The organism is Myxococcus faecalis (genome assembly GCF_050039385.1).
GTDB classification, from domain to species: Bacteria; Myxococcota; Myxococcia; order Myxococcales; family Myxococcaceae; genus Myxococcus; species Myxococcus fulvus.
Map to the genome: position 1 here is coordinate 104,720 of NZ_CP144336.1, position 13,560 is coordinate 118,279.

Consider the following 13,560-nt stretch of genomic DNA (forward strand, 5'->3'; position numbering starts at 1 on the left):
ATGAGCGGTAGTTCCAAGAACCTCGACAAGCTCACTCCCAAGCAGCGCGCGCTGTACGAGTTGCTCCTCAAGGAGAAGAAGGGCCAGCTGCAGGCCTCGTCGGCCCAGGCACTCGAGCGGACCATTCCGCGTCGCGCCAGCACCGAGCCGGCGCCCGCGTCCTTCCCGCAGCAGCGGCTGTGGGTGGTGGACCAACTCGAGGGCGGCCAGGCGTTCGCCTACAACGTCCACATCACCGTGCAGTTCAGCGGCACACTGGACATCCCGCTGCTGGAGCGGTGCGTGAACCAGGTGGTGCGCCGGCACGAGTCGCTGCGCACGGTGTTCGCCGCGCGCGACGACGGGCTCCCCGTGCAGGTCGTCCTGCCGGAGCTGACACTGCACATCCCCGTGGAGGACATCTCCGCGCTGGCCAAGGAGGAGCAGGACGCGGAGGTGGAGCGCCGCACCAGCGAGGAGTCCCAGCGCCTGTTCGACCTGGCGAAGGGTCCGCTGCTGCGAGGCAAGGTGCTGCGCCTGGGGCCCGACAACCACGTGGCGCTCGTCACCATGCACCACCTGGTGACGGACCGCTGGTCGCTGGGCGTCTTCGTGCGCGAGCTGATGGCGTTCTACGCCGCGGAGGTCACGGGACAATCGCCCGCGATTCCCGAGCTGGCCATCCAGTACTCGGACTTCGCGGAGTGGCAGCGCGAGCGGATGCAGGGCGAGCGGCTGCGCGTCGAGCTCGACTTCTGGAAGCAGCACCTGAAGACGCTGCCCGCGCCGCTGGAGCTGCCCACCGACAGGCCGCGTCCCGTGCGCCAGACGTACCGGGGCTCGCGTCAGTTCGTCACGCTCCCGGTGGCGCTCACGCGCGCGCTGAAGGAAGTGAGCCAGCAGGAGGGCGCCACCCTCTTCATGACGTTGCTGGCGACGTTCCAGACGCTGATGCACCGTCACTCGCGGCAGACGGACATCACCGTCGGCTCTCCCATCGCCGGCCGCAACGTGCCGGAGCTGGAGTCGTTGATCGGCTTCTTCGTCAACACGCTGGTGCTGCGCAACAACCTGGGCGGCAACCCCACCTTCCGCGAGCTGCTGCGCCGCGCGAAGGACGTGTGCATGGCGGCGTACGCGCACCAGGAGCTGCCGTTCGAGAAGCTCGTCGAGGAGCTGCAGCCTCCGCGCGACCTGAGCCGTCACCCGCTGTTCCAGGTGATGTTCAGCTTCCAGAACACCCCGCGCCAGGACCTGTCCATGCCGGGGCTCCAGTCCACGTATCTGCTCGTGGACCCGGGCTCGGCCAAGTTCGACCTGCTGCTGGAATTGCGCGAGGACCGGCCGGACGAGATCTTCGGCTGGCTCGAGTACAACACCGACCTCTTCGACGTGACGACGGTCCAGCGGCTGCGTGGGCACTTCTACACGCTGCTCGGCGCGGTGGCCGCCAACCCGGACACCCGTCTGTCCGAGCTGCCGCTGCTCACCCAGGATGAGCACGTCCAGTTGCTCTCCGACTTCCAGGGCGAGCACGTCCGTTACCCCGAGGACGCCACCCTCCACTCCCTCTTCGAGGCCCAGGCCCTCCGCACGCCTCACGCCGAAGCCCTCCGCTTCGAGGGCACGTCTCTCTCCTACGCTCAGCTCGACGCGCGCTCCAACCAGCTCGCCCACCACCTGCGCTCTCTCGGCGCCCGCCCGGGCCTGCTCGTCGCCGTCTGCCTCGAGCGCTCCCTCGACCTCGTCGTCTCACTCCTCGCCGTCCTCAAGTCCGGCGCCGCCTACGTCCCCCTCGACCCCGCCTACCCGCGCGAGCGTCTCGCCGGCATGCTCGAGGACGCCCAGGCCCCCGTCCTCCTCACCCACTCACGCCTGACCTCCGTCCTGCCTCAGCACGCCTCCCAGGTGCTCTGCCTCGACACCCAGTGGGACGCCGTCTCCCGTCAGTCCTCCGCCTCTCTCCCTCCTCTCGCGGGGCCGGACTCCCTCGCCTACGTCATCTTCACCTCGGGCTCCACCGGCCGCCCCAAGGGCGCCATGAACGCCCACTCCGGTGTCGTCAACCGCCTCCTCTGGATGCAGCAGCAGTACTCCCTCACCGCCCTCGACACCGTCCTCCAGAAGACTCCCTTCAGCTTCGACGTCTCCGTCTGGGAGTTCTTCTGGCCCCTTCTCACCGGCGCTCGCCTCGTCCTCGCCAGGCCCGGCGGACACCAGGACCCCGCCTACCTCGTCCGCCTCCTCTCCGACGAGCGCGTCTCCACCGTCCACTTCGTCCCCTCCATGCTCCGCGCCTTCCTCGAGGAGCCGGGGCTCGACTCCCTCAACCACCTGCGCCGCGTCCTCTGCTCCGGTGAGGCCCTCCCCGCGGACCTCGTCCACCGCGCCCACTCGCGCCTTCACCCCTCCTCCGAGCTCCACAACCTCTACGGCCCCACCGAGGCCGCCGTCGACGTCTCCTTCTTCCACTGCGCTCGCGGCTCCTCCCTCTCCTCCATCCCCATCGGCAGGCCCGTCGCCAATACCCGCCTCTACGTCCTCGACTCCCAGGGGCAGCCTTCTCCCGTCGGCGTCCCGGGCGAGCTCTTCATCGGCGGTGTCCAGGTCGGCCTCGGCTACTGGCGCTCCCCTCACCTCACCGCCGAGCGCTTCATCCCCGACGCCTTCAGCGACGCTCCCGGCGCTCGCCTCTACCGCACCGGTGACCTCGCTCGCTGGCTCCCCGACGGCACCCTCGAGTACCTCGGCCGCTCCGACTTCCAGGTCAAGCTGCGTGGCTTCCGCATCGAGCTCGGTGAAGTCGAGAACGCGCTGCGTTCGGTTCCGTCCGTCTCCGATGCGGTCGTCACCGTGCGCGACGAGGCGCGTCTCATCGCCTATCTCGTCTCCACGTCACAGGACGCCTCGGCCCTCCGGGATGCGCTCTCCCAGCGCCTGCCCGAGTACATGGTGCCGTCCGCGTTCGTCTTCCTCGACGCGCTCCCGCTGAGCCCCAGCGGCAAGGTGGACCGCAAGGCGCTCCCCGCGCCTGACTTCGTCCCTGTCGCGCGGGAGTTCGTCGCGCCTCGCACGCCGACGGAGCAGTTGCTTGCGTCCCTGTTCGCCTCGGTCCTCCGGGTCGAGCAGGTCGGTGCCACCGACCACTTCTTCGAGCTGGGTGGACACTCGCTGTTGGGAACGCGGTTGGTCGCGCAGCTGCGCTCCGCCACGGGCGTCACGTTGCCGTTGCGGGACCTCTTCGAGGCGCCGACAGTAGAGCTGCTCGCGAAGCGGCTCGGAGCGCTGTCGCAGGGGGAATCCGACGGCGCGGCGAAGCTGGCGCCTGTCTCTCGGGCGGGTGCGATTCCGCTGTCGTTCGCGCAGCAACGCCTGTGGTTCCTGGATCAGCTCCAGCCCGGCACTGCGTCGTACAACCTGCCCGCGGCGCTGCGACTGGAGGGCTCGCTGGATGTCGCGGCCCTGAGGCAGGCGCTGCGCGCGCTCGTTCAGCGCCATGAGGTGCTGCGCACGCACTTCGTCGTTCGTGATTCACAGCCCCTCCAGGTCATCCGGCCCGAAGCCGAGGTCGAGCTGCCCGTGGTGGAGCTCGCTGGGTTGGATGGACAGCCGCGCGAGGAGGAAGCGCGTCGACTGATGCGCGAAGAGGCGCTCCGCCCGTTCGACCTGGCGCGTGGACCGCTGGTCCGAGCCTCTCTGTTGCGGCTGGATGCGCGACAGCATCTGCTGCTCGTCACCGTCCACCACATCATCTCGGATGGATGGTCCACGGAGATCATGGTCCGTGAGCTGGGGGCCTTCTACCGCCAGTTCTCCGGTGGAGAAGCCGCGCAGCTCGCGTCGCTCCCCATCCAGTACGCGGACTTCTCCGTCTGGCAGCGGCAGTGGCTCGACGGCGAGCGGCTCCGGGGCGAGTTGGATTGGTGGCGGGAGCAGCTCACGGGGGCGCCGTCGGCGTTGGAGCTGCCCACGGACAAGCCGCGTCCGGCCGCACAGACCGAGCGCGGCGCGGTGCTTCCGATCGAACTCTCCGGGAGTCTGAGCAACGCGGTGAAGGCGCTCGCGCAGCGCGAGGGGGCCACGCCGTTCATGGTCCTGCTCGCGGCCTGGCAGCTCGTGCTCTCACGCTACTCGGGCCAGGACGACGTCTCCGTGGGCTCGCCCATCGCGAACCGCAACCGCGCGGAGACCGAGGGCCTCATCGGCTTCTTCGTCAACACGCTCGTCCTGCGCTCGCGCATCGACACGCAGCGCACGTTCCGTGAGCTGCTGGGACAGGTGCGGCTGAGCACCCTCGCCGCCTACGAGCACCAGGACGTCCCGTTCGAGAAGCTCGTCGAGGAACTGCAGCCCCAGCGTGACCTGAGCCGCTCGCCGCTCTTCCAGGTCACCCTCACCCTGCAGAACACGCCAAGCGCCACGCTGACGCTCCCTGGCATCACGCTCACGCAGCTTCCGCCGGAGCTGGAGACCTCGAAGTTCGACATCAGCCTGCTGCTCGAGGAGGGCTCGGGCGGATTCGCGGGTGTCTTCAACTACAACACCGACCTGTTCGACGCGGCGACCATCGAGGGCCTGTCGCGCCACTTCTCCGTGCTGCTCACCGAGGCGGTCTCCACGCCAGACACGCAGCTCGCGCGGCTTCCGTTGCTCACGTCCGCCGAGAAGCAGCAGGTGCTCTCGACGTGGAACGAGACAGCCCGGGCGTATCCGCGCAGCGCGAGCGTGCATGCGCTGTTCGAACAGCAGGTGGTCCGTTCACCCGATGCCGTCGCCGTCGTCGCGGGAGATGAGGCTGTCACCTACTCGCAGCTCGACACGCGCTCCAACCAGCTCGCCCACCACCTGCGTGCACTGGGTGTCCTCTCCGGCTCTCGCGTCGCTGTTCGCCTCGACCGCTCTGCTGACCTCATCGTCTCCCTGCTCGCCATCCTCAAGGCCGGCGCGGCCTACGTCCCCCTCGACAAGGCATGGCCCTCCGAGCGCCACTCCTTCGTCCTCCGTGAGTCCGCTGCCGGCGTCCTCATCTCCCACTCCGACGTCGCGGATGACTTGCCTGCCTTCGGCGCCGTCCTTCTGCTCGTCGATGAGGAGGCCTCTCGCATCTCACGTCGCCCCACGACTGCGCTGCCCTCTGACGTCTCCGGCGACGACCTCGCCTACGTCATGTTCACCTCAGGCTCCACCGGCGAGCCCAAGGGTGTCTGCGTTCCTCACCGCGGCGTCACTCGCCTCGTCTCTTCTTCCTTCATCCACTTCGGTGCCTCCGAAGTCTGGCTCCACGCCGCTCCTGTCGCCTTCGACGCCTCCACCCTCGAAATCTGGGGTGCGCTCCTTCATGGCTCGAAGCTCGTCCTCGCGCCTCCCCACTCCCTCTCCCTGGAGGAGTTGGGTGCTGTCCTCTCCCGCGAGAAGGTCTCCTCTCTCTGGCTGACCGCTGCTCTCTTCGAGCAGATGGTTGCGCACCAGCCCGTCGCCCTCTCTGGCGTGCGCCAGTTGCTCGCCGGCGGCGACGTGCTGCCGCCTCACCGCGTCTGTGAGCACCTCGCCCGCCTCCCCGAAGGCCACGTCCTCGTCAACGGCTACGGCCCCACCGAGAACACCACCTTCTCCGCCACTCACTCCCTCCGCCACGGTGACGCTGTCTCCCGCTCCGTCCCCATCGGCTCGCCTCTCTCCAACTCCTCCGCCTTCGTCCTCGACTCCGCCTTCCAGCCGCTTCCTCCGGGCGTCCCGGGCGAGCTCTTCGTCGGTGGTGACGGTCTGGCTTGGGGTTATCTCAACCGCGCGGACCTCACCGCCGAGCGCTTCGTCCCTCACCCCTTCAGCAGCTCGCCCGGCGCGCGCCTCTACCGCACTGGCGACAAGGCTCGCTGGCTCTCCGACGGCACCCTCGAGTTCCTCGGCCGCAACGACTTCCAGGTGAAGATTCGTGGCTTCCGCATCGAGCTCGGCGAAGTCGAGGCCGCTCTGCGCCTCTTCTCCGGCATCCAGGAGGCCGTCGTCCTCGCTCGTGAGGATGTCCCTGGCGACAAGCGCCTCGTCGCCTACTTCACCTCTGGCGACTCTTCCGTCGATACCACCGCGCTCAAGGGTTTCCTCCAGCAGCGGCTGCCCGAGTACATGGTGCCCTCGGCTTTCGTCTCGCTGTCGGCCTTCCCCCTCTCCGCCAACGGCAAGCTCGACAGGAAGTCTCTGCCTGCTCCTGACTTCGCCTCGGTCTCTTCCGCTGACGAATTCGTCGAGCCTTCCACTCCCACCCAGGCTCGTCTCGCTTCCATCTTCGCCGACGTCCTCGGCCTGGAGCGCGTCAGCCTCCACGGCGACTTCTTCGAGCTCGGTGGCCACTCGCTTCTCGCCACCCAGGTCGTCTCTCGCATCCGCTCCGCCTTCAGCGTCGAGCTGCCTCTCGGTGAGCTCTTCGCCGCACCCACCGTCGCGCTCCTCGCTCAGCGTCTGGAGCAGCACGGCTCCGCTTCCCGTCAGCCTCCTCTCGTCCCTGTCGACCGCTCCCAGCCGCTGCCTCTCTCCTTCGCTCAGCAGCGTCTCTGGTTCCTCGACCAGCTCCAGCCCGGCTCCTCCACCTACAACATCCCCTGGGTCCTCAAGCTCTCCGGCGCACTCGATGTGAACGCGCTGCGCCTCTCCCTCAACTCGCTCATCCAGCGACATGAGGCTTTGCGTACTCGCTTCGCCGTTCACGCGGGTCAGCCCGTCCAGCTCATCGACCGGGACTTCTCTCTGGAGCTGCCGGTCACCGACCTCTCCTCGCGCTCGGAACAGGAGCGAGAGGCCGAGGCCCAGCGGTTGGCCTCGCAGGAGGCGCTGCGTCCGTTCGACCTCGCGCAGGGGCCCGTGGTCAGGGCGTCACTCGTCCGCCTGACCGCGTCGCAGCATCTGCTGCTCGTCACCGTTCACCACATCGCGTCCGACGGCTGGTCCATTGCCGTCATCCTGCGCGAACTCGCAGCCCTCTACCGTCAGTTCTCCGGGGGAGAGGCCGCGCAGCTCGCCCCCCTGCCCATCCAGTACGCCGACTTCTCCGTCTGGCAGCGCCAGTGGCTCCACGGCGACGTCCTCGCCTCCGAGCTCGACTGGTGGCGTCAGCAGCTCTCGGGCGCCGCTTCCGCGCTCGAGCTGCCCACCGACAAGCCTCGCCCCGCCGTTCAGTCCTACCGCGGCGCCGTGCTCCCCATCGAGCTCTCTCGGGAACTCACTCAGGCCGTCAAGGCCCTGGCCCAGCGCGAGGGCGCCACGCCCTTCATGGTCCTGCTGGCTTCCTTCCAGCTCCTGCTCTCCAAGTACTCTGGACAGGACGACATCTCGGTCGGCTCCCCCGTCGCCAACCGCAACCGCTCCGAGACCGAAGGCCTCATCGGCTTCTTCGTCAACACGCTCGTCTTCCGCGCCCGGATCGATGGCAGGCAGTCCTTCCGCGAGCTGCTGGGACAGGTGCGCCTGAACACGCTCGCGGCTTATGAGCATCAGGATGTCCCCTTCGAGAAGCTCGTCGAGGAACTCCAGCCCCAGCGTGACCTGAGCCGCTCCCCGCTCTTCCAGGTCACCCTCACGCTGCAGAACGCACCCGAGGCCGCCCTCGCGCTCTCGGGCCTGGTGCTCGAGCCGGTCCCCGCTGAAATCAACACATCGAAGTATGACTTCAGCCTGTTGTTCGATGAAGGAGACCGGTTCTCGGGCGTCCTCAACTACAACACCGACCTGTTCGAAGCGGCCACCATGCAGGGCCTGCTTCGCCACTTCACCGTGCTGCTCGAGACGGCCGTCTCTCGGCCCGAGCAGTCTCTGAGCACGCTCTCGGCACTGAGTGCTCACGAGAAGCAGCAGGTGCTCTCGACGTGGAACGAGACAGCCCGGGCGTATCCGCGCAGCGCGAGCGTGCATGCGCTGTTCGAGCAGCAGGTGGCCCGTACACCCGACGCAGTCGCCGTTGTCTCGGGGGATGAGGCTGTCGCCTACTCGCAGCTCGACGCGCGCTCCAACCAGCTCGCCCACCACCTGCGCGCCCTCGGTGTCCTCCCCGGCTCTCGCGTCGCTGTCCGCCTCGACCGCTCCGCGGACCTCATCGTCTCCCTGCTCGCCATCCTCAAGGCCGGCGCGGCCTACGTCCCCCTCGACAAGGCCTGGCCTTCCGAGCGCCTCTCCTTCGTCCTCCGCGAGTCCGGCGCAGGCGTCCTCGTCTCCCACTCCGACGTCGCGGACGACTTGCCTGCCTTCGGCGCCGTCCTCCTCCTCGTCGATGAGGAGGCCTCTCGCATCTCACGTCGGCCCACGACTGCGCTGCCCTCTGACGTCTCCGGCGACGACCTCGCCTACGTCATGTTCACCTCAGGCTCCACCGGCGAGCCCAAGGGTGTCTGCGTTCCTCACCGCGGCGTCACTCGCCTCGTCTCTTCTTCCTTCATCCACTTCGGTGCCTCCGAAGTCTGGCTCCACGCCGCTCCTGTCGCCTTCGACGCCTCCACCCTCGAAATCTGGGGGGCCCTGCTTCACGGCTCGAAGCTCGTCCTCGCGCCTCCCCACTCCCTCTCCCTGGAGGAGTTGGGGGCCGTCCTCTCCCGCGAGAAGGTCTCCTCTCTCTGGCTGACCGCGGCTCTCTTCGAGCAGATGGTTGCGCACCAGCCCGTCGCCCTCTCTGGCGTGCGCCAGTTGCTCGCCGGCGGTGACGTGCTGCCGCCTCACCGCGTCCGTGAGCACCTCGCCCGCCTCCCCGAAGGCCACGTCCTCGTCAACGGCTACGGCCCCACCGAGAACACCACCTTCTCCGCCACCCTCTCCCTCCGCCACGGTGACGCTGTCTCCCGCTCCGTCCCCATCGGCTCGCCTCTCTCCAACTCCTCCGCCTTCGTCCTCGACTCCGCCTTCCAGCCGCTTCCTCCGGGCGTTCCCGGAGAGCTCTTCGTCGGCGGCGACGGCCTGGCTTGGGGTTACCTCAACCGCGCCGACCTCACCGCCGAGCGCTTCGTCCCTCACCCCTTCAGCAGCGCCCCCGGTGCTCGCCTCTACCGCACTGGCGACAAGGCTCGCTGGCTCTCTGACGGCACCCTCGAGTTCCTCGGCCGCAACGACTTCCAGGTGAAGATTCGTGGCTTCCGCATCGAGCTCGGCGAAGTCGAGGCCGCTCTGCGTCTCTTCTCCGGCATCCAGGACGCCGTCGTCCTCGCTCGTGAGGATGTCCCTGGCGACAAGCGCCTCGTCGCCTACTTCACCTCTGGCGACTCTTCCGTCGATACCACCGCGCTCAAGGGCTTCCTCCAGCAGCGGCTGCCCGAGTACATGGTGCCCTCGGCTTTCGTCTCGCTGTCGGCCTTCCCCCTCTCCGCCAACGGCAAGCTCGACAGGAAGTCTCTGCCTGCTCCTGACTTCGCCGCGGCCTCTTCCGCCGACGAATTCGTCAAGCCTTCCACTCCCGCACAGGCTCGTCTCGCTTCCATCTTCGCCGACGTCCTCGGCCTGGAGCGCGTCAGCCTCCACGGCGACTTCTTCGAGCTCGGTGGCCACTCCCTCCTCGCCACCCAGGTCGTCTCTCGCATCCGCTCCGCCTTCAGCGTCGAACTGCCCCTCGGTGAGCTCTTCGCCGCGCCTACCGTCGCTCTGCTCGCACAGCGCCTCGAGCAGCACGGCTCCGCTTCCCTCCAGCCTCCTCTCGTCCCTGTCGACCGCTCCCAGCCGCTGCCTCTCTCCTTCGCTCAGCAGCGTCTCTGGTTCCTCGACCAACTCCAGCCCGGCTCCTCCACCTACAACATCCCCTGGGTCCTCAAGCTCTCCGGCTCACTCGACTCCTCCGCTCTCCTCAAGTCCCTCCAGGCTCTTACCCAGCGCCACGAGGTCCTTCGCACTCGCTTCTCCACGCACGAAGGACAGCCCGTCCAAATCATCCAGGACGATCTCCGGCTCGAACTGCCTTTGGTGGATCTGCGAGGCATCGCGCCTGCACAGCAGGAGGCCACCACCGAGCGACTCACGCGGGAAGAGGCCTCGCTACCGTTCGACCTGGCCCGAGGGCCACTCGTCCGTGCCTCACTCATCCGCACGGATGACGAGCAGCATCTGTTGCTCGTCACCGTCCACCACATCATCTCGGACGGTTGGTCCATCGCGGTCATGGTCCGCGAGCTGGGTGCGTATTACCGCGAGTACTCGGGCGGAGAGGCCGCGCAGCTCGCCCCCCTGCCCATCCAGTACGCCGACTTCTCCGTCTGGCAGCGCCAGTGGCTCCACGGCGACGTCCTCGCCTCCGAGCTCGACTGGTGGCGTCAGCAGCTCTCGGGCGCCGCTTCCGCGCTCGAGTTGCCCACCGACAAGCCTCGCCCCGCCGTTCAGTCCTACCGCGGCGCCGTGCTTCCCATCGAGCTCTCTCGGGAACTCACTCAGGCCGTCAAGGCCCTGGCCCAGCGCGAGGGCGCCACGCCCTTCATGGTCCTGTTGGCTTCCTTCCAGCTCCTGCTCTCCAGGTACTCCGGGCAGGACGACATCTCGGTCGGCTCCCCCGTCGCCAACCGCAACCGCTCCGAGACCGAAGGCCTCATCGGCTTCTTCGTCAACACGCTGGTCCTGCGTGCGCGAATCGAAGGACAGCGTTCGTTCCGCGAGCTGCTGGGACAGGTGCGCCTGAGCACGCTCTCCGCCTACGAGCACCAGGACGTTCCCTTCGAGAAGCTCGTCGAGGAACTCCAGCCTCAGCGCGACCTCAGCCGTTCCCCTTTGTTCCAGGTCTCGTTGACCCTGCAGAACGCGCCGGAGTCATCTCTGGCGCTCTCGGGACTCGACATCACGGCGCTGCCAGCCGAGATCAACACGTCGAAGTTCGACTTCAGCCTCTTGTTCACGGAGGCCGAGCAGCTCTCGGGCATCATCAACTACAACACCGATCTGTTCGAAGCGGCCACCATGAAGGGCCTGCTCCGTCACTTCACCGTGTTGCTCGAGGCCGCGGTCACTCGCCCCGATCTGACGCTGAATGACCTGCCCATCATCTCCACGGAGGAGAAGGCGCAGGTCCTCACGAACTGGAGTGGCACTGCCGTCGAGTATCCGCGCAACGCGAGCGTGCATGCGCTGTTCGAACAGCAGGTGGTCCGTTCACCCGACGCAGTCGCCGTTGTCTCCGGGGATGAGGCTGTCACCTACTCGCAGCTCGACGCGCGCTCCAACCAGCTCGCCCACCACCTGCGTGCCCTGGGTGTCCTCCCCGGCTCTCGCGTCGCGGTTCGCCTCGACCGCTCCGCTGACCTCATCGTCTCCCTGCTGGCCATCCTCAAGGCCGGCGCGGCCTACGTCCCCCTCGACAAGGCCTGGCCCTCCGAGCGCCTCTCCTTCGTCCTCCGTGAGTCCGGCGCAGGCGTCCTCGTCTCCCACTCCGACGTCGCAGATGACTTGCCGGCCTTCGGCGCCGTCCTCCTCCTCGTCGATGAGGAGGCCTCTCGCATCTCACGTCGGCCCACGACTGCGCTGCCCTCTGACGTCTCTGGCGACGACCTCGCCTACGTCATGTTCACCTCAGGCTCCACCGGCGAGCCCAAGGGTGTCTGTGTTCCCCACCGCGGCGTCACTCGCCTCGTCTCTTCTTCCTTCATCCACTTCGGCGCTTCGGAAGTCTGGCTCCACGCCGCTCCCGTCGCCTTCGACGCCTCCACCCTCGAAATCTGGGGGGCCCTGCTCCACGGCTCCAAGCTCGTCCTCGCGCCTCCCCACTCCCTCTCCCTGGAGGAGTTGGGTGCTGTCCTCTCCCGCGAGAAGGTCTCCTCTCTCTGGCTGACCGCTGCTCTCTTCGAGCAGATGGTTGCGCACCAGCCCGTCGCCCTCTCTGGCGTGCGCCAGTTGCTCGCCGGCGGCGACGTGCTGCCGCCTCACCGCGTCTGTGAGCACCTCGCCCGCCTCCCCGAAGGCCACGTCCTCGTCAACGGCTACGGCCCCACCGAGAACACCACCTTCTCCGCCACTCACTCCCTTCGCCATGGTGACGAAGTCTCCCGCTCCGTCCCCATCGGCTCGCCTCTCTCCAACTCCTCCGCCTTCGTTCTCGACTCCGCCTTCCAGCCGCTTCCTCCGGGCGTCCCGGGCGAGCTCTTCGTCGGTGGTGACGGTCTGGCTTGGGGCTACCTCAACCGCGCGGACCTCACCGCCGAGCGCTTCGTCCCTCACCCCTTCAGCAGCGCCCCCGGTGCTCGCCTCTACCGCACTGGCGACAAGGCTCGCTGGCTCTCCGACGGCACCCTCGAGTTCCTCGGCCGCAACGACTTCCAGGTGAAGATTCGCGGCTTCCGCATCGAGCTCGGCGAAGTCGAGGCCGCTCTGCGTCTCTTCTCCGGCATCCAGGACGCCGTCGTCCTCGCTCGTGAGGACGTCCCTGGTGACAAGCGCCTCGTCGCCTACTTCACCTCTGGCGACTCTTCCGTCGACACCACCTCGCTCAAGAGCTTCCTCCAGCAGCGACTGCCCGAGTACATGGTGCCCTCGGCTTTCGTTTCGCTGTCGGCCTTCCCCCTCTCCGCCAACGGCAAGCTCGACCGGAAGTCTCTGCCTGCCCCCGACTTCGCCTCGGCGGCTTCCGCCGACGAATTCGTTGAGCCCTCCACTCCCGCACAGGCCCGTCTCGCTTCCATCTTCGCCGACGTCCTCGGCATGGAGCGCGTCAGCCTCCACGGCGACTTCTTCGAGTTGGGTGGCCACTCCCTCCTCGCCACCCAGGTCGTCTCTCGCATCCGCTCCACTTTCAGCGTCGAGCTGCCCCTCGGTGAGCTCTTCGCCGCGCCCACCGTCGCCCTCCTCGCTCAGCGCCTCGAGCAGCACGGCTCCGCTTCCCGTCAGCCTCCTCTCGTCCCTGTCGACCGCTCCCAGCCGCTGCCTCTCTCCTTCGCCCAGCAGCGCCTCTGGTTCCTCGACCAGCTCCAGCCTGGCTCCTCCACCTACAACATCCCCTGGGCCCTCAAGCTCACCGGCTCCCTCGATGTCAGCGCGCTGCATCAGTCGCTCAACGCGCTCCTCGCGCGCCACGAGGTGCTCCGCACTCACTTCGCGGTCCACGACGGTCAGCCCGTTCAGGTCATCCAGCCTGACGTTCGGCTCGAGCTTCCTGTCGTCGACCTGCGAGGACTGGAGCCTGCGGCTCGCGAGACCGAAGCACAGGCGCTGATGCGACAGGAGGCCCAGCACTCCTTCAACCTCGCTCAGGGCCCTCTTGTTCATGCGACCTTGGTGAGGATGAGCGATGAGGAGTACCTCCTCCTCGTCACCGCCCACCACATCATCTCCGACGGTTGGTCCATCTCCGTCATCGCCCGAGAGATCGCGGCCTTCTACCGCCAGTTCTCCAATGGAGAGGCCGCGCAGCTCGCGCCCCTGCCCATCCAGTACGCCGACTTCTCCGTCTGGCAGCGCCAGTGGCTCCATGGCGACGTCCTCGCCTCGGAGATCGACTGGTGGCGCAAGCAGCTCGCCGGCGCTTCCACTTCTCTCGAGCTACCCACGGACAGGCCCCGGCCCGCCATCCAGACGTACGGTGGCGCCGTCGTGCCTGTGGCACTCTCCAAGCACCTCAGCACCCAGGTGAAGGAACTGGCC

General features: G+C 67.8%; 1 protein-coding gene (running past one end of the window). It reads left to right on the plus strand.

The genetic code is table 11. The annotated features are described in order from the left end of the window. Positions 1 to 13,560: the 5' end (the start) of a non-ribosomal peptide synthase/polyketide synthase gene (locus tag VZQ01_RS00365; protein ID WP_426746628.1), read on the plus strand. 31,887 nt of this gene lie beyond the right edge of the window; only the first 13,560 of its 45,447 coding nucleotides appear in the window; the start codon lies at positions 1 to 3; its stop codon lies beyond the right edge, outside the window.